The 16,234-nt window shown below is 60.2% G+C and carries 17 protein-coding genes; 9 read left to right on the forward strand and 8 right to left on the reverse strand.

The annotated features are described in order from the left end of the window. Nucleotides 1-60 precede the first annotated feature (60 nt). A complete protein-coding gene (gene pnp, locus JQ863_RS02700) occupies nucleotides 61-2,202 on the reverse strand; it encodes a polyribonucleotide nucleotidyltransferase (RefSeq protein ID WP_204112788.1) in 2,142 nt (713 codons plus the stop codon). Between the two features lie 241 nt (nucleotides 2,203-2,443). On the opposite strand from pnp, the gene JQ863_RS02705 reads away from it, so the two are divergent. The 5 genes from JQ863_RS02705 to JQ863_RS02725 all read left to right on the forward strand — a co-directional run bounded on the left by JQ863_RS02705 (nucleotide 2,444) and on the right by JQ863_RS02725 (nucleotide 6,660). Further along, nucleotides 2,444-3,016, forward strand: coding sequence for a YceI family protein (locus JQ863_RS02705; protein WP_204112789.1), 573 nt, complete (start codon nucleotides 2,444-2,446; stop codon nucleotides 3,014-3,016). Between the two features lies 1 nt (nucleotide 3,017). Continuing rightward, nucleotides 3,018-3,560 (forward strand): cytochrome b, encoded by a 543-nt coding sequence (locus tag JQ863_RS02710; protein ID WP_204112790.1) that lies wholly within the window; start codon nucleotides 3,018-3,020, stop codon nucleotides 3,558-3,560. Between the two features lie 279 nt (nucleotides 3,561-3,839). Further along, entirely contained in the window at nucleotides 3,840-4,532 is a 693-nt protein-coding gene (locus JQ863_RS02715) for an ABC transporter ATP-binding protein (protein ID WP_204112791.1), read from the forward strand. An 11-nt stretch (nucleotides 4,533-4,543) separates the two neighbouring features. Next, entirely contained in the window at nucleotides 4,544-5,995 is a 1,452-nt protein-coding gene (locus tag JQ863_RS02720; RefSeq protein WP_275411547.1) for an FtsX-like permease family protein, read from the forward strand. Nucleotides 5,996-6,057: 62 nt separating this feature from the next. Continuing rightward, nucleotides 6,058-6,660, forward strand: a complete 603-nt coding sequence (locus JQ863_RS02725; RefSeq protein WP_204112793.1) for a DUF3299 domain-containing protein — start codon at nucleotides 6,058-6,060, stop codon at nucleotides 6,658-6,660. A gap of 96 nt (nucleotides 6,661-6,756) precedes the next feature. Here the strand turns inward: JQ863_RS02725 and rpsO are convergent, their stop codons facing one another. From rpsO to rbfA, 6 genes are all read right to left on the reverse strand, one after another. Further along, nucleotides 6,757-7,026 (reverse strand): 30S ribosomal protein S15, encoded by a 270-nt coding sequence (rpsO, locus tag JQ863_RS02730; RefSeq protein ID WP_204112794.1) that lies wholly within the window; start codon nucleotides 7,024-7,026, stop codon nucleotides 6,757-6,759. A 141-nt stretch (nucleotides 7,027-7,167) separates the two neighbouring features. Further along, entirely contained in the window at nucleotides 7,168-8,109 is a 942-nt protein-coding gene (locus JQ863_RS02735; RefSeq protein WP_204112795.1) for a calcium-binding protein, read from the reverse strand. Nucleotides 8,110-8,209: 100 nt separating this feature from the next. Beyond that, the gene (locus JQ863_RS02740) at nucleotides 8,210-8,722 is read right to left on the reverse strand and encodes a DUF1643 domain-containing protein (protein ID WP_204112796.1); all 513 of its coding nucleotides are present in this window, start codon (nucleotides 8,720-8,722) and stop codon (nucleotides 8,210-8,212) included. Further along, nucleotides 8,719-9,633 (reverse strand): tRNA pseudouridine(55) synthase TruB, encoded by a 915-nt coding sequence (truB, locus tag JQ863_RS02745; protein ID WP_204112797.1) that lies wholly within the window; start codon nucleotides 9,631-9,633, stop codon nucleotides 8,719-8,721. Before truB ends, JQ863_RS02740 begins: the two co-directional genes overlap by 4 nt. Nucleotides 9,634-9,754: 121 nt before the next feature. Beyond that, nucleotides 9,755-10,483 carry a phosphodiester glycosidase family protein gene (locus JQ863_RS02750; protein WP_204112798.1) on the reverse strand — a complete coding sequence of 243 codons (729 nt, stop codon included), beginning with the start codon at nucleotides 10,481-10,483 and terminating at the stop codon, nucleotides 9,755-9,757. Then, the gene (gene rbfA, locus JQ863_RS02755) at nucleotides 10,483-10,878 is read right to left on the reverse strand and encodes a 30S ribosome-binding factor RbfA (RefSeq protein ID WP_204112799.1); all 396 of its coding nucleotides are present in this window, start codon (nucleotides 10,876-10,878) and stop codon (nucleotides 10,483-10,485) included. Before rbfA ends, JQ863_RS02750 begins: the two co-directional genes overlap by 1 nt. A gap of 88 nt (nucleotides 10,879-10,966) precedes the next feature. On the opposite strand from rbfA, the gene dapB reads away from it, so the two are divergent. The 4 genes from dapB to JQ863_RS02775 all read left to right on the forward strand — a co-directional run bounded on the left by dapB (nucleotide 10,967) and on the right by JQ863_RS02775 (nucleotide 15,946). Next, entirely contained in the window at nucleotides 10,967-11,776 is an 810-nt protein-coding gene (gene dapB / locus JQ863_RS02760) for a 4-hydroxy-tetrahydrodipicolinate reductase (protein ID WP_204112800.1), read from the forward strand. Between the two features lie 133 nt (nucleotides 11,777-11,909). Further along, nucleotides 11,910-12,875 (forward strand): ABC transporter substrate-binding protein, encoded by a 966-nt coding sequence (locus JQ863_RS02765; protein WP_204112801.1) that lies wholly within the window; start codon nucleotides 11,910-11,912, stop codon nucleotides 12,873-12,875. A 3-nt stretch (nucleotides 12,876-12,878) separates the two neighbouring features. Next, nucleotides 12,879-13,925, forward strand: coding sequence for a quaternary amine ABC transporter ATP-binding protein (locus JQ863_RS02770; RefSeq protein ID WP_204112802.1), 1,047 nt, complete (start codon nucleotides 12,879-12,881; stop codon nucleotides 13,923-13,925). Next, entirely contained in the window at nucleotides 13,922-15,946 is a 2,025-nt protein-coding gene (locus JQ863_RS02775; protein WP_204112803.1) for an ABC transporter permease, read from the forward strand. The genes JQ863_RS02770 and JQ863_RS02775 overlap by 4 nt, the downstream gene beginning before the upstream one ends. A gap of 54 nt (nucleotides 15,947-16,000) precedes the next feature. Here the strand turns inward: JQ863_RS02775 and JQ863_RS02780 are convergent, their stop codons facing one another. Next, the gene (locus JQ863_RS02780; RefSeq protein ID WP_204112804.1) at nucleotides 16,001-16,186 is read right to left on the reverse strand and encodes a DUF1674 domain-containing protein; all 186 of its coding nucleotides are present in this window, start codon (nucleotides 16,184-16,186) and stop codon (nucleotides 16,001-16,003) included. Nucleotides 16,187-16,234 lie beyond the last annotated feature (48 nt).

The raw sequence follows: 16,234 nt of genomic DNA on the forward strand, positions 1-16,234 counted from the left end.
GCGCAACAAAAAAAGCCCCGGTGAAATTCACCGGGGCTTTCTGTTTGTCGAAGAGAGGGATCAGTCCTCTTTCTTCTCTTTCATTTCCGGAGCGATTTCTTCTCCGGTTTCCTGGTCGACAACTTTCATCGACAGGCGAACCTTGCCGCGATCGTCAAAGCCCAGAAGTTTGACCTTCACGTCCTGGCCTTCCTTCAGAACGTCCGAAGGATGGTTCAGGCGGCGGTTTTCGATCTGGGACACGTGGACCAGGCCGTCGCGCTTGCCAAAGAAGTTCACGAAGGCGCCGAAGTCGACGATCTTGACGACCTTGCCGTCATAGATCTTGCCTTCTTCCGGCTCTGCCACGATCGAATAGATCATGTCATAGGCCTTCTGGATCGAGTCACCGTTCGGCGACGCGATCTTGATCACGCCGTCGTCGTTGATGTCGACCTTGGCGCCCGAAACCTCGACGATCTCGCGGATGACCTTGCCGCCCGAGCCGATCACTTCACGGATTTTGTCGGTCGGGATGTTCATGGTCTCGATGCGCGGTGCGTGGACCGAGAAGTCCGCGGCACCCGAGATCGACTTGTTCATCTCGCCCAGGATGTGCATCCGGCCATCTTTCGCCTGTGCCAGAGCTTTTTCCATGATCTCGGGCGTGATGCCTGCGACCTTGATGTCCATCTGAAGCGAGGTGATGCCGTTTTCGGTGCCAGCAACCTTGAAGTCCATGTCGCCGAGGTGATCCTCGTCACCGAGAATGTCGGTCAGGATGGCATAGTCGCCGCTGTCCTCAAGGATCAGGCCCATGGCAACACCGGCCACGGCCGATTTCAGCGGAACACCTGCGTCCATCATCGACAGCGAACCGCCGCAGACCGATGCCATCGAGGACGAGCCGTTGGACTCGGTGATCTCGGACACGACGCGGATGGTGTAGGGGAAATCGGTGGCGGCGGGCAGAACGGCCTGAAGCGCGCGCCAGGCCAGTTTGCCGTGACCGATTTCACGACGGCCCGGAGGGCCAACGCGCCCAGCTTCACCAACCGAGTACGGCGGGAAGTTGTAGTGCAAGAGGAAGTTCGAACGGAAGTTCCCGTGCAGCGCGTCGATGATCTGCTCGTCATCGCCGGTGCCCAGCGTGGTCACGACCAGCCCTTGGGTTTCGCCACGCGTGAACAGCGCCGAGCCATGAGTCCGGGGCAGAAGGCCGGTTTCGCAGACGATGTCGCGGACTTCGTCAGTTTTACGGCCGTCGATGCGGGTGCCGGTTTTGACGACGTCACCGCGCAGGATGCCTGCTTCCAGTTTCTTCAATGCCGAACCCAGGTTGGCGTCTTCTGCCTGTTCCTCGGTCAGAGCGGCGACGATTGCTTCGCGCGCGGCGGCAACAGCGGCGGTGCGCTCTTGCTTGTCGGTGATGGCAAATGCGGCGCGCATCTGGTCTTCACCGGCTGCTTTGACCGCTTCGTACAACTCCGAGTAATCGGCGGGCTGGAAGTCAAACGGCTCTTTCGCCGCGTCTTCGGCCAGCGAGATGATCAGGTCGATGACCGGCTGGATGGCGTTGTGGGCAAAGTTCACGGCGCCCAGCATCTCGGCTTCGGACAGCTCATACGCTTCCGATTCCACCATCATCACGGCGTCTTTGGTGCCCGCGACAACGAGGTCGAGACGCTGCTCGGGGTTGTTTCGCAGGTCGTGCATGTCGTCGACCGACGGGTTCAGCACGTATTCACCGTTTTCATAGCCAACGCGCGCACCGGCGATCGGACCCATGAAAGGCGCGCCCGAGATAGTCAGCGCAGCCGAGGCTGCGATCATCGCAACGATATCGGGGTCATTGACCAGATCGTGGCTCAGAACGGTGCACATCACCAGAACTTCGTTCTTGAAGCCGGGGACGAACAACGGACGGATCGGACGGTCGATCAGGCGCGCGGTCAGGGTTTCCTTTTCGGTCGGCCGCGCCTCGCGCTTGAAGAAGCCACCGGGCACTTTGCCCGCGGCATAGTATTTTTCCTGGTAGTGGACGGTCAGCGGAAAGAAGTCCTGACCCGGTTTCGGTGCCTTTGCAAAGGTCACCGCAGCCATGACGCTGGTTTCGCCTAGGGTGGCGATCACGCAGCCATCGGCCTGACGGGCAATCTTGCCCGTTTCCAGAGTGAGGGTTTCATCGCCCCACTCCATGCTCTTCTTGGTTACATCAAACATTTACGTATCCTGTCTGGAAGCACTCCCGGGCCCTCCCGGGTCTTCCGTTTCAATGGCGGCCCCATTGCCGCCGACCCCTCATCCTAATCATGCGCCGGGGTCAGTGCGTCACGTCTCAGATGCGGGGGCCATACAGCAAAACAAGCCCTTTGGAAACAGGATTGTTGGTTTGACGACTTCTGGCGAGTAGATGCCGAAACCGTGAATTGGGGAGTGGCGGCGATCGCACTAGGTTTCGAGAATGAACCTGTTATTGCGCGTTGTGTCGCTGATTGCATTGCTGTCGGGGCCACTGATGGCAGAGCCATTGCACTATGATCTTGATCCGACACGGTCGCGGGTCGGGTTTGTTGCCACGTTCGGGTCTGACCGGATCACCGGAACGATCCCGATTGCCACAGCTGAGGTGCAACTTGATTTTGATCGCGCTGCCAGCAGCTTCGTTCGTGTCGTGCTGGATGCGACCGGGGCACGAGCAAGTTTTCCCTTTGCGACACAGGCGATGACCGGGCCCAAGGTACTTGCAGTTTCACAATTTCCGACACTGACGTTTGAAAGCCGGTCGCTTGCGGTCGGGACAACTTCAGCGACGCTGACAGGGGATCTGACGATCCGGGGAGTGACGCGGCCGGTCATGTTGGAGGCGCAGGTATTTCGTCAAAGGGGAACGCAGGCCGGGGACCGATCCAGAATGTCGGTCCGGTTGAATGGAACCGTCCGGCGCAGTGAATTCGGGGCGACGGGATGGGCCGACATGGTCGGCGATGTGGTCGAGCTTGATATCCTTGTGCGGATTGATCAGATCAGGGGGTAACATGGCTGCCTACAATAATGATGCCGGGTTCGGGTGGGTCACGCGCGGGTTGCACTGGCTGATGGCGCTGGCGCTGATCGCGATGCTTGTTTTTGGCACCTATCTTGCCGGGATGGAGCCCGCGCTGGACCGGCTTTGGATGTATGGCGCACATAAAACAGTGGGCTTCACGCTTTTGGTCCTTTCGATGCTGAGGATCGGCTGGCACGCGTGGTCCCCGCCACCGGGTCCGATCCCCGACCTGGCGGTTTGGCAACTTCGCCTGTCCCGCGCTGTGCAACGATCGTTTTATGCATTGATGCTGGCCCTGCCGCTTTCGGGTTGGGTGGCCAGTTCAGCTACAGGGATCGACACCGTACTGTTCAACAGGTGGGTTTTACCACCCATTGCGCCGGTCTCGGAACAATGGGAGTCCGTGGGCTTTATCGTCCACGGTGCCTTGGGCAAACTCCTGGCGCTTTTGGTCATTGTGCATGTGGTTGGTGCCTTCTGGCACCGCAACGGAACTCTGCGCCGGATGCTTTTCGGGCATCGGAAATTGTGAGCGACGGATGCGACGTGGTGCATCCCCCTCCTCGTACGGCTTTCAAAAGACAAGTCGGGGGCCAGTTTCGAAAACCCATCCAACGTGGCTAGCGCCAGAAATTGAAGCGATTGCCCAATGTCGGGTGGTTTTTGAAATCCTGAGAAGAGGCACCATATTCCGAGTTGGCATTGATCCTGAAAGTCCGGTTTGACATGTCTGCACGATTTGGCCATATGAGGTGTATGTTATAACATGACGTCCAGTTGCTGTCGTCACACAGTCAAATTGTCAGGAATTATGCCTTTACTTTCCATTCGAGATCTCAAGTTTTCGTGGCCGGGGGCATCTGCCCCGACACTGGACCTGCCGTCCCTTGATCTTGCCGCCGGAGAAAGCCTCTTTCTGGGCGGTCCAAGCGGGGCAGGAAAATCCACACTTCTCGCGACCCTGTCTGGTGTGGTCGATGTGCCAGCCAAGTCCGTGGAAATAGATGGTACGGATGTCGGCGTTCTGCGCGGGGCTGCGCGGGATCGTTTCCGGGCCGATCATGTCGGGATGATTTTTCAGGTGTTCAATCTGGTGCCTTGGCTTAATGCAGTTGAAAACGTGCTTTTGCCGTGCCGCTTCTCGACGGTACGTCGGGACCGATCGGGCAGCGACCCAATTCACACCGCACGCGCCCTTCTGTCAGCGCTCAAACTGGACGATGCTTCGGTTTTGGACAAACCCGCTTCTTCTCTCAGTGTCGGACAACAGCAACGGGTCGCCGCCGCGCGGGCGCTGATCGGAAAACCCGGGCTGGTGTTGGCGGACGAGCCGACCTCGGCGCTGGACGAAGATGCCAAGGAGAGCTTTGTCTCGCTATTGCAGCAGGAATGCCGCGACAGCGGAGCCAGTTTGCTTTTTGTCAGTCACGACAAGTCGCTCGCGCCGCTTTTTGATCGAAGCCTGGATATCCGCGACATCAACGCCGGAGGTGCCACGCGATGATCGGTTTGGGGATGAAAAGTCTGTGGAACAGGCGGTTTTCGGTAGGCCTGGCAGTGTTGTCCATCGCGATGAGCGTGGCGCTGATCCTGGGCGTTGAGCGCCTCCGAAATGAGGCGCGCAAAGGCTTTGCCAACTCCGCGTCGGGGATCGACCTGATTATTGCCGCACGCGGGAATGACGTGCAAATCCTGCTCGCTACGGTTTTTGGCGTCGGCTCGACCGGTGCTGGCATTGACACGAGCGTGTTGAAAATGGTCGAGGGGCTGGACCCGGTCGAGTGGGCGGTTCCGATCATGATGGGTGACAATCACCGCGGGTTCCCGGTCATCGGAACAACGCGTGCCTATTTTGACCGCTATGGTCAGACCGAGAGCGGGGCGCTTTCATTTGCCGCAGGTGGCCCGTTTGAAACATCAGATGGTGCCGTTGTCGGTGCGGAGGTGGCGGCGAGGTTCGGGTATGCTCCTGGCGACGTGATCATCAATGCGCACGGATCCGGGGCGGTTGCCTTTGATGTCCATGACGAAGCGCCCTTCGTAATCTCGGGTGTTTTGACGGAAACCGGAACAGCAGTTGATCGTATGGTCATCGTGTCGACAGAAGGTTTCGATGCCCTGCATCAGGACCCCGATGATGCGGAAGCCGATCCACTGAGCGCTCTCGCAAGTGTGCCGGAACCGTCGGATGACAGCCACGCACACGAGGAACATCACGAGGCCGGTCACGATGCACACGACGATCACTCGCATGAGGAACACGACGACCACGAACATGGCGAACATGACGAGCCTGGTCACGATGCGCATGACGACCACGAACATGAGGAACATGTCGAAGAGGGTCACGAGGCACATGAAGAACATGGGCATGACAGCCATGATGACGCTGCGCATGAACACGAACATGAGCCGAACACGATCAATGCGATTTACGTCGGTTTGAAGGACAAGACAGCGGTTTTGTCGATCCAAAGGATGATTGCCGAGTACAAGACCGAAGCCCTGTCCGCAGTGTTGCCCAATGTGGCGCTACTGGCGCTCTGGAGCATTACGGGGACGGCCGAGACCGCGTTACAGGTCATGGCGGTTGCAGTTGCCATCGCGGGGATGATCGGCATGGTCGTTATGCTGATGGCCTCACTTGAGTCGCGACGACGCGAGTTTGCGATTTTCCGCTCAGTCGGGGCGACGCCGGGATGGGTCTGTGGTCAGATCGTGATCGAAGCCTGCCTGGTGACCCTTGTTGGGTTGGTTTTGGGGGTGGCAATGCTTGCTGGCGTTACCTTTGTCGCCGACCCGATTTTGACGGCGCAATACGGGTTCGGACTGGGGGCGGTGGTGCCTGTGGATCAAGAATGGGTTTTGCTTGCCGCCATCTTCTGTTTTGGTGCGGTCGCAGGGTTGATTCCCGCGTGGCGGGTCTATCGCATGACGCTGGCGGATGGATTGGCCGTTAGATTGTAACTCGGAGATTTGGAATGCGTATTCTTGTGGGATCGGTTTGTGCGGCTCTTATTGGAGCAAACATGTCGTTTGCCGGCGAGGACCGCGCAGTCTACTGGGACGAGCTTGTCCCGCCGGTGACCGAAGAGATTTCCAACCCGTTCGCCGAGCTTTCGCAAGACCAGTTGCGCCAGTTGGCAACGTTGCTGACGCTAGAGGATGTGCCGGTCGAAGAGCGCACGGAAGAGGCCAAGCAGGACATTGAAACGATCCGGTCCAAACTGACCAGTCAGGGGCTTGATCCTGACTGGCTGTTCGAACAGCGCTTGATCATGATGGATGCGCGGATGAGTGCGGACGCCCGGACAAATGACGACCTGCTTGGCCAGACTGTGCGTATTCCGGGGTATGTCCTGCCATTGGACGTCCGGGGCGATCTGGTGACTGAGTTCCTTCTGGTGCCAACCGTCGGCGCCTGTATTCACACACCGCCGCCGCCGGCAAACCAAATGGTGCATGTCGTCTACCCTGAGGGGTTCAAGGTCGAAGGGCTGTATACCCCGGTGTGGATCACCGGAGAGTTGCGGGGCGAATCCCGTGTTACCGAAATCCGGTATGTTGATGGAAATGGCGAAGTGTCGGTCAGCTATGCGATGAACGCGAACGCGGTTTTGCCCTATCAATAATGGCCACGCAGTGTTGGGCCTTGCGGACGCGCAAAATGAAAAACACCCGCGGACAGGCCATCCGCGGGTGTTTCTATTTGACTGATTTGCGCTGGATTAGCGGCGCAGACCCAGACGCTGGATCAGGTCCTGATAACGGACCTCATCCTTGCCTTTCAGGTAGTCCAGCAGCTTGCGGCGCTGAGCAACCATTTTCAGCAGACCACGGCGGCCGTGGTTGTCTTTCTTGTGGGTCTTGAAGTGTTCGGTCAGGGTCGCGATACGCGAGGACAGGATGGCAACCTGGACTTCGGGCGAACCGGTGTCGCCTTCCTTGGTTGCGAATTCCTTCATGACGCGGTTTTTTTCTTCAACAGTGATCGACATCGGGGTCTCCTTTGACAAAGGGTTAAGGGCGCAAGCCGGGATGTCGTCCAGCAGGGTCCTATGGAGAAATCCGCCCATTTCGAGAGCGGATGCGCGCGTATAGAGGGATTCTTTGGAAAAGGAAAGGGTCTTGCCGGTGGGTCACGCCGCAGGTTGAGGTAACAACATGATGTCGTCGGCAACCAGCCCCTCGGCATTGAGTATGGTGGCGACAACTTGCCCGTCGGCCAGCAAGTTTATCGCCCCGTTGATCTCGGTATCGGGCATCAACGTGACTTCAGGTTCACTGCCTGCGCTGTCATAGGTCAGGACCAGCTGGTCTTCGACCGGGTCGAAATCCACGACCATAGCCCCCGTCTCTGACGATAGTCCGGCGTCGATGACAAACTGGTCCGCACCGGATCCTCCCGTCAGGATGTCGCGCAAACCGGCGATCAGAACGTCATCGCCCGCCCCGCCGTTGAGATAGTCGATCTCACCTTCGCCAGTTTCCCCGCTGCCATCGATCAAATCATCGCCCGTGCCGCCAAAAAGTGAGTCTTCTCCCGCGCCGCCATTCAAGGAATCCGCCCCTTCGCCGCCATGCAGGGCGTCATCGCCCACGCCGCCCTCCAGCACATCGCCGTCAAACCCGCCGAACAGAGTATCATCGCCGTCACCCCCACGCAGGTCATCGGCACCGCCATGGCCATAAAGCGCGTCGTCACCTTGGCCGCCAACCAGAAAGTCCATTCCGTCGCCACCGTGCAAAGTGTCGTGCCCTTCGCCGCCGTCGAGATCATCGTTTCCGTCATCACCGAACAGCTGGTCGTCGCCCGCGCCACCCTCCAGCGAGTCATCGCTGGCATAGCCGTTCATCTGGTCGTCACCTGCGCTGCCAGACATAAAGTCGGGTGCATCGCTGCCCGAAAGGATGTCGTCACCGGAAGTCCCAGTCATCTGATGGGTATCGGGATTGCCGTCATTTTCGTCGGAATTTGCGCTGTCCTCTTCCGCTTCGACCAGAAGATCGGAAAAGTCCAGCGACGCCATCGCGACCGCGCCAAAGGCTGCAACACCAAGCAATCCTGCCAACAGCAGCATGATACCACCTTCTACACTACCCCACGGCACAGGTTGCTCCATACGGAACCAAAAGGGAACAATAGACTGGTAGATTGGTTAACGCGACCGCCCGATCGTTTCAGGGCGCCCAGCGGACAGGTGACTGGCGATAAGCGATGTAGAGCGGGTGTCGCGGGTGGCCGGCCTTGGTCCGACCAAGACAGAGTATGGTGCGACCGGACTCGCGCAGAACGGCGGCCATATCTGCACCCCGACCAAGATGCTCGCCATGTGCGCCCCAACCTGCGATGATAACGTCAGCCCAGTCACAGGCTTCCAGTACCTGGGCATCGTTCTCGGGGCCGGTCGGCGCGGGATGTGCGCGCAGCTTTTTGGGGTCAGTTTCCCGTAGGCCAAAAATATTGACGACACGGAAGGCGCCGAATCCAAGCGCGCGTGCGCGCCGTTCACATCGCTCGACCGTGGGATCGTTCTGCATTTCTGTTGCCTTCGACGGGTTCAGCATGATGAACAGAACCCGCCTGCCGTCAGACTCCCAGACCCTGGTCAGCGCATAGCGATAGGTTTCGCAGTCGGAATAGACCGCCGACGAGGAGGTGCCGTTCCGGTCATGGGTTCGAATGATTGTCATGCCTGTCCGTGCAGGAAGACGCGTGAAGGGTGCAGTTCACCTGCCTTGAAGACGCCCACCGCCACCGCCTGGCCGTCAAGCGAGGCCCAGCATTCATCGCCGTAGTCGATGTCATGGGCAATTACCATGCCGGGATTGCCATTGCGCAGGCGCACAGCGCCTTCGGCGGTGCATTTTACTTCCGGCAGATCGGTCAGGCCGTCCTCAAGTGGGCGCAGTTTCGTGTCCAGTTCCGGTGTCTGCGCCAGCGCGTCGACCTCATCGATTGTGACCGCATCATTCAGTTCAAATGGACCGGACCAGATGCGGCGCAACTCGCGGACATGGCCGTGACAGCCAAGCGTCTGACCAAGGTCCCGCGCGATCGAGCGCACATAGCCACCTTTGCCGCAGGTCATTTCAAGCGTGACGTGGTCGGCGTCGGGTCGGCCAGTCATGACCAATTCCTCGACCCAGAGTGGGCGCGGTTCGATGGTCACGTCCTCACCATCGCGGGCCAGCTTGTATGCGCGCTGACCGTCGATCCTGACAGCCGAGAACTTGGGCGGCACCTGCATGATGTCACCGACGAATTGGCCCAGCGCGTCCTTGATCTGGGCGTCACTGGGGCGCTGATCGCTTTCAGCGATGACCTCGCCCTCGGCGTCATCGGTGTTGGTGGCCTGTCCCAGACGGACGGTGAAGGTGTAGCATTTCAGGTCGTCGGTGACATAGGGCACTGTCTTGGTCGCCTCGCCCAGCGCCACGGCGAGGATGCCGGTCGCTTCCGGGTCCAGCGTTCCGGCATGCCCGGCTTTCTTGGCCTGGAACGCCCAGCGCACCTTGTTGACCACCGCGGTCGAGGTCATGCCGGCGGGCTTGTCCACCACCAGCCATCCAGAGATGTCGCGGCCTTTGCGTTTGCGTGCCATGTTGTCCTCGGAAATGCGTCGTTGAAGGCGGCGGGTTAGCCCAGCTTTCTCAGCCTGTCAAACCTTGGCCGAGTTGCGACGCAATTGCCGCCAGTATTTGCGCAGGATTGAAGCTGCCCGTTCAGTTTGTGCTGACGATTCCAACGATTGGCCCCAGTCTGAACCCGGGATCGTCCCGGTTGACCGAGGGCGCGTAAAGGCGCGATACCTTGCCGTCGAAGTAAAGAGCGCTTGGCAGTTTCAGTCCGTCGCGGAACAAGCGGCCGAACTGGTGGAAGGTCACCGGCTGGCGCGAAATGGCAAAGACCACACTCTGGCCGTCCGCACTGGTCCCAACGCCATTGCGGATGTAACGCGAAGTGCTGTCAGGCAGGAAGCGCGGGTGCAGCTTGCCATCTATTACGAGCATAGGGCCAGATTGCGTGGCGAATGTGCAGGACGGGTTGCGGCGGTCAAAGACCCGCGTCTCGATCACGTCCGCACGGTTGGCGCGTATGCAGAATACCCCGTTGGGCAGAAGGCCGAAATTGCCCGGTCCGTCCGTGGTGACAAGGCGCTGCGCCTCGCCGTGTTGGTCGCGATAAAGCCCGACAGGACTGCGGTCGGCGTGATACATGCCGCCGTTCATCGCCATGACCAGTGTTTCACCGTCGCCGAGGCTGTTGCGGATGGCGCTGAACTGGCCAAAGACTTTTCCCGTGTCGTCCTTCAGGAACAGGCGGATGTCATCGCTTCGGGCCGCTGCTTCGCAGATCGTGTATGGGGTGTCGTCAAAACGGATATTCCGGCACTCCACCGCGGCGACCGGGGCCGCGACAAGCGCCAGAAGAAGGGCCAGGGCCGCGCGCATCACTCTTTGTCGAGATCCTGACGCACGCGGTCTTGGTTCAGCATGCGGCGGGTCTCGTCCATGCGGTCAAAGGTTTCGTCCAGCTGGAAACGCAGTTCGGGGCTGTGTTTCAGGCCCAGTTTGCGGCCGACGATGTGGCGCAGTTCGCCCTTGTTGCGACCCAGAAGTTTCAGCACTTCTTCTTTGCCCTTGCCGCCCAGCGGCAGAACATAAACCGTGGCGATCCGCAGATCTCCGGTAACCGCGGCTTCGCTGACCGTGATCGACAGACGGTTCAGGTCCGGGTCATGGATGTCCCCCTGCATCAGAACTTCGGACAGAATCCGGCGGATGCGTTCGCCGACGCGGAGTTGCCGTTGCGAAGGACCGGCGCCATGAATGTCATTCTTTGCCATACATCGTCACTTATGCTGTCTGCGCCCCTTTGCCAAGCGCCCCGTCATGGGCTAGCAAGGCGGCATAGTGCCGATTGGAGACAAGATCATGGAAGACCTGCCCGGAATCGTCATCACCGGAGCATCAGGCCGGATGGGACAGATGCTGATCCGCACCGTCCTGGACAGCGACAAGGCGCGGCTTGTCGGTGCGATCGAGCGTTCGGGCCACGCCTGGGTTGGCCGCGATCTGGGCGAGGTAATGGGCGGCGCGGCGCTGGGGGTCACGGTGACTGACGACCCGCTTGAGGCGTTTGCAACGGCGCAGGCGGTGATTGATTTCACCGCGCCCGAGGCGACGCTTGAGTTCGCACGATTGGCGGCACAGGCGCGTTTGGTGCATGTGATCGGTACCACGGGTATGGCCGACGACCAGATCGCCAAGCTGGGTCCCGCGGCCAATCATGCCGTGATCGTGCGTGCCGGGAACATGTCGTTGGGTGTGAACCTGCTGACCCGGTTGACCCGAAAAGTCGCCGAGGCGTTGGACGAAGACTTCGACATCGAAATCATCGAGGCCCACCATCATCACAAGGTCGACGCGCCCTCGGGCACGGCGCTTATGCTGGGCGAGGCCGCCGCCGAAGGGCGCGGCGTGGCGCTGGCGGATGTGGCGGACCGGGCGCGTGACGGGATCACCGGAGCGCGCAAGCGGGGCGACATTGGTTTTGCCGCGATCCGCGGTGGCGATATCGTCGGAGAGCATGACGTGATGTTCGCGGCGCCGGGTGAACGTATCATCCTGCGTCACATTGCAACGGATCGCAGCGTCTTTGCGCGCGGCGCGCTGAAGGCGGCGCTTTGGGGGCAGGACAAGAAGCCCGGCGAATACGACATGATGGATGTTCTTGGCCTTTGAACCCAAGCCGCGTCGCGCTGTGACGCATCCCGTGGTATTTTTTGTTGGCAGGTCGCGATTCCTGTGATCTTATGCGGCCAATCAAAAAATTAAATGGCCATACAAGTTTTGGCCGAGCCAACGGGAGAAAATGATGACACGCGTATTCAAGACTGGCCTGTCGACGCTGGCAATTGCCGCCGCGCTGACCACCGCCACCCATGCCGCCGAATTGGGGGCCGTGGACGAACCTATCAAGCTGGCGATCAACGAATGGACCGGCCAACACGTCACCACGCATGTCGCCGCCGAAATGCTGCGCGCCGCAGGTTACAAAGTCGAGTTTGTCACTGCCGGTATGCTGAACCAGTTTCAGGCAATTGCTGACGGCGACATCCACGCCACGCTGGAAATCTGGTCGTCCAACGTGTCGGATCAATATGAAGTGCTGAAGGGCGAAGGCAAGCTTGAGGAGCTTTCGGACCTTGGGCTGGACGCCAAGGAAGGCATCGCTTACCCGGCCCACGTCGCCGACTTGTGCCCCGGCCTTCCGGCCTGGGAAGCGCTGCAAGACTGCGCGATGAACTTCGCCACCGCCGAGACGCTGCCGATGGGCCGTCTCGTGGATTATCCTGCTGACTGGGGCACACCCGGCGCAGACCGCATGGCGGGGCTTGACCTGCCGTTCAAGGCTGTACCTGCCGGGTCCGAAGGCGCCTTGATCGCGGAACTCCGTGCGTCGACAGAAAAGAAGTCCCCGCTTCTGATCACGTTCTGGCAGCCGCACTGGGCGATGTCGGCCTATGACGTGAAATTCGTCGAACTGCCGCCCGGCGAAGCCGCTTGTTTCGAAGACCCGGCATGGGGGCCGAACCCGAATGCGGTCAATGACTGTGACTTCTCCCCTAGCCGCATCTTCAAGGCCGGCTGGATTGGCCTGAAAGACAAATGGCCCGCCGCGCATGAGATTCTTGTGAATTACACGCTTGCCGTAGAAGATCAGCAGCCGATGATGGGGGCGGTCGATGTCGATGGCAAGTCGGTGGAAGAGGTCGTCAGCGCGTGGATGGCGGCGAACGAGAGCAAGTGGAAGCCCGTCGTGGACGCGGCCACCAACTAAGCGATGACGGGAACGGACACCGCTCCTGCGATTGCGGTCGAAGGCCTTTGGCAGGTCTTCGGCCCAAATGCGCGTGCCGCCTTGACCGAGGCCCGTGCCGATGGCGCGGGTACGGCCGCGACGCTCAAGGCGCGCGGCTTGATCCCGGCGGTGCGTGAGGCGTCATTCGAAGTCGCCAGCGGCGAATTGTTCGTCATCATGGGGCTTTCGGGGTCAGGGAAATCGACACTGGTCCGCTGTATCTCGCGGTTGATCGAACCGACCGCTGGCGCAGTGCGAATCAACGGAGAGGATATCCTGACTGCGTCCGACAAACGCCTGATCGAGATGCGCCGTGATACGTTGGGCATGGTGTTCCAGCATTTCGGCCTGTTCCCGCATATGAGCGTTGCCGACAACGTTGCCTTCCCTCTCAAGATGAAAGGAGAGGGCAAGGCGGCGCGTCGCGCGCGCGCGCTGGAGGTTTTGAACCTTGTCGGGCTTGAGGGGCGTGAGGATGCGTTCCCTCGCGAATTGTCGGGCGGACAACGGCAGCGCGTCGGCATTGCCCGGTCATTGGCGGTGAACCCGGATATCTGGTTCCTGGACGAGCCATTCTCGGCCCTGGATCCGCTGATCCGGAGGCAATTGCAGGACGAGTTCCTGTCGATCCAGTCAAACCTTCAAAAATCTATCGTTTTCATCACCCATGACATTGCCGAGGCGCTGAAACTTGCGGATCGTATCGCGATCATGCGTGATGGCGAGATCGTGCAGATCGGCACGCCGACCCAGATCGTGCTGAACCCGGTAGATGACTATGTGCGCGAGTTCACGCGCGACGTACCGCGCGGACGTCACATGACATTGGACGAGGTGATGGAGCCTGTCGGCGAAACCACACCTGCCGGGGATTGGCCCGAGTTGCGGACGGGCATGAACCTAGAGACTGCCCTGACTCTGTGCGCGGCCAGTTTCGAGGCCGTGCCGGTGCAGGATGGCGACGGCAAGGTCGTGGGCGTCGTGCATCCCGAGAGCTTTGTCCGTGCGCTGGGCGGCGAGCACGGATGAGCTTGAGCCGGGGCAGCATTGCGGCGCTGATGTCGTTGACCGTTTTGGTCCTGTGCCTTCTTTTGGCGCCAATTGCGCCGTGGCTGGTGAAATGGCCCGCCGCGCTGACCGTGCCCATGACCGAGTGGGTCGGGGCGGGCATGTCCGCTTTTCTGGCGCTGTTCAAGCCGCTGGCGCGGGGGTTCTCATGGGCCATGAGCTATCCGATGAATGCCGCAGGCTACGTGTTGGGGCAGTCTCCCTGGCCGCTGGTGATAGGGCTCGTGACGGCCATAGGCTGGGTGCTGGGGGGGCTGCGTATGGCGCTTCTTGGTGCCGCGGGTCTGGGGTTCGTGCTGCTCTCGGGCTATTGGCACCAAAGCATGAACACGCTGGCGCTTGTGGTCGTATCGGTGCCGCTTGCAATGATCATGGGGCTGGCGATCGGTATCCTTGCCTTTGAAGTTCCGCGTTTGAGGGGCGCGGTTCAAGCGGTGCTGGACGTGATGCAGACCGTGCCAACCTTTGCCTATCTGACACCGCTTCTGGTGTTGTTCGGATTTGGTCCTGTCGTGGGGCTGATCGCATCGGCGATCTATGCCGCGCCGCCGATGGCGCGCAACGTGCTGTTGGGGCTTGAGCGTGTCGACGCCGAGATTCGAGAGGCGGCGGTCATGTCCGGTGGAACACGGCGGCAACAGCTGTTCCTTGTCGAAATACCCGCCGCTGCAACGCAGATCATGGTTGGCGTGAACCAATGCCTTATGGCGGCACTGTCGATGGTTATCATCGCCGCCGTAATTGGCGGGTTTGATGATATCGGCTGGGAAGTTCTTCTGACCATGCGCAAGGCTCAGTTCGGCCCTGCCTTCCTTGCCGGGCTGGTGATTGTGGTCTTTGCCATCCTCATTGACCGAATGTCAGCGAAACTGGCCGAGCCCCGTCAGCGCCACGACCGCAGGGTTTCTTGGGGCATTCTTTTGTTGGGCGGGTTGATGTCGGTGGTGTTCTTCTCACAAGACCCGGCGACGTTTGGCGCCTTTGACAGTTTGGCCGAGGCCGTCGACCGGGGCGTCGGACGTTTCACCGCCAACCATGGCGCGACGCTGGACGGGATCAAGAACGGTGCGATGTTCTATGGCCTGCTGCCGCTTCGGATCGGGTTGGACGATGCGGTCCTGCCATTCACATGGGGGTTCAAGTGGACGGCGGTCCACAGCGCCATCGTATATGGTGTTGCGGGTCTACTGGCGGTTTTCCTGGTGTTGCGCGGGCGTGTCACGGCGGGGATTGTCGCGATGATCGTTGCAGGCATTCTGGTGACTGGAATTTCCCAATTGCCTTGGCCCTTTGTGTTGGTCGGCGTTGGAGCGATCGGCTGGATCTCGGGCGGTTGGAAGCTGTCCCGTCTGTGCGTGATCCTTCTGGTTCTGATCGGTGTTTCGGGTCTGTGGGAGCGCGCGCTGTTGTCGCTCTACCTGTCCGGCGCTTCGGTCTTTGCCTGCGCTGTGGTCGGTGGGGCGCTGGGGCTGTGGGGAGCGTTAAGCAAAACCGCATGGGCCGTCTTGCGGCCGGTTTGCGATATCCTTCAGACCATCCCCCTGTTCGTCTTTCTTATCCCGGTGTTGATGTTCTTCCAGATCGGCGAGTTCTCGGCCTTTCTCGCCATCTGCATGTACGCGGTCGTGCCGATGATCCGCTATACCCGGCACGGGCTGGTCACTACCCCGCCGGACCTGATCGAGGCTGCGGAAAGCGCCGGGGCGACTAGGATGCAGATCCTGCGAGAGGTGCGCGCACCTTACGCCGCGCCGACGATCCTGTTGGGGCTGAACCAGACCATCCTTTATGCCTTTGCGATGCTGGTTATTGCCGCGTTGATCGGTACTACGGGGCTTGGGCAATCAATCTATCTCGCGCTGGGGCAGGCGGACGTCGGACTGGGCCTGACCGCGGGGGCTGCGATGGCGATCCTTGCGCTGGTGGCGGACAGGCTGGTTCAGGGGTTCGCAGAAGAACGGCGGCGCGCGCTGGGGCTGTGAAGCCGCGATGCCTCTGGCGAGGCTGTATGCCGGAACATTGAAAAGTTTCGCGCCTCAGAAATCGATGGCGATGCCTTTTTTCTCCCAATCGCCATATCGCACCGGCTCGGGACCGTCACGGCCGCCATATTCTTTGGGCAGTTTTTTGGCAGCGGCCTGTTTGCGGCGTTCCTCGGCTTCGGCCAGTGCGCGTTTTGCGGCGTCGGGCAGATCGGGGCGGTCGTTTTGGTCGTCGCTCATGCCAAGGCTTCCTTTTGTCGGTGCCCCTTGATATATGCGCGCGTCTGT

Origin of the sequence: Shimia biformata (genome assembly GCF_016888515.1) — a bacterium.
GTDB lineage: Bacteria > Pseudomonadota > Alphaproteobacteria > Rhodobacterales > Rhodobacteraceae > Shimia_A > Shimia_A biformata.

What these genes read in the sequence shown, in the direction of transcription:
- JQ863_RS02770 (WP_204112802.1), top strand. Translation starts at nt 12,879, where the DNA reads ATGACGGGAACGGACACCGCTCCTGCGATTGCGGTCGAAGGCCTTTGG.
- JQ863_RS02725 (WP_204112793.1), top strand. Translation starts at nt 6,058, where the DNA reads ATGTCGTTTGCCGGCGAGGACCGCGCAGTCTACTGGGACGAGCTTGTC.
- pnp (WP_204112788.1), bottom strand. Translation starts at nt 2,202, where the DNA reads ATGTTTGATGTAACCAAGAAGAGCATGGAGTGGGGCGATGAAACCCTC.
- JQ863_RS02720 (WP_275411547.1), top strand. Translation starts at nt 4,544, where the DNA reads ATGAAAAGTCTGTGGAACAGGCGGTTTTCGGTAGGCCTGGCAGTGTTG.
- rpsO (WP_204112794.1), bottom strand. Translation starts at nt 7,026, where the DNA reads ATGTCGATCACTGTTGAAGAAAAAAACCGCGTCATGAAGGAATTCGCA.
- JQ863_RS02715 (WP_204112791.1), top strand. Translation starts at nt 3,840, where the DNA reads ATGCCTTTACTTTCCATTCGAGATCTCAAGTTTTCGTGGCCGGGGGCA.
- dapB (WP_204112800.1), top strand. Translation starts at nt 10,967, where the DNA reads ATGGAAGACCTGCCCGGAATCGTCATCACCGGAGCATCAGGCCGGATG.
- rbfA (WP_204112799.1), bottom strand. Translation starts at nt 10,878, where the DNA reads ATGGCAAAGAATGACATTCATGGCGCCGGTCCTTCGCAACGGCAACTC.
- JQ863_RS02705 (WP_204112789.1), top strand. Translation starts at nt 2,444, where the DNA reads ATGAACCTGTTATTGCGCGTTGTGTCGCTGATTGCATTGCTGTCGGGG.
- JQ863_RS02740 (WP_204112796.1), bottom strand. Translation starts at nt 8,722, where the DNA reads ATGACAATCATTCGAACCCATGACCGGAACGGCACCTCCTCGTCGGCG.
- JQ863_RS02765 (WP_204112801.1), top strand. Translation starts at nt 11,910, where the DNA reads ATGACACGCGTATTCAAGACTGGCCTGTCGACGCTGGCAATTGCCGCC.
- JQ863_RS02775 (WP_204112803.1), top strand. Translation starts at nt 13,922, where the DNA reads ATGAGCTTGAGCCGGGGCAGCATTGCGGCGCTGATGTCGTTGACCGTT.
- truB (WP_204112797.1), bottom strand. Translation starts at nt 9,633, where the DNA reads ATGGCACGCAAACGCAAAGGCCGCGACATCTCTGGATGGCTGGTGGTG.
- JQ863_RS02710 (WP_204112790.1), top strand. Translation starts at nt 3,018, where the DNA reads ATGGCTGCCTACAATAATGATGCCGGGTTCGGGTGGGTCACGCGCGGG.
- JQ863_RS02735 (WP_204112795.1), bottom strand. Translation starts at nt 8,109, where the DNA reads ATGCTGCTGTTGGCAGGATTGCTTGGTGTTGCAGCCTTTGGCGCGGTC.
- JQ863_RS02780 (WP_204112804.1), bottom strand. Translation starts at nt 16,186, where the DNA reads ATGAGCGACGACCAAAACGACCGCCCCGATCTGCCCGACGCCGCAAAA.
- JQ863_RS02750 (WP_204112798.1), bottom strand. Translation starts at nt 10,483, where the DNA reads ATGCGCGCGGCCCTGGCCCTTCTTCTGGCGCTTGTCGCGGCCCCGGTC.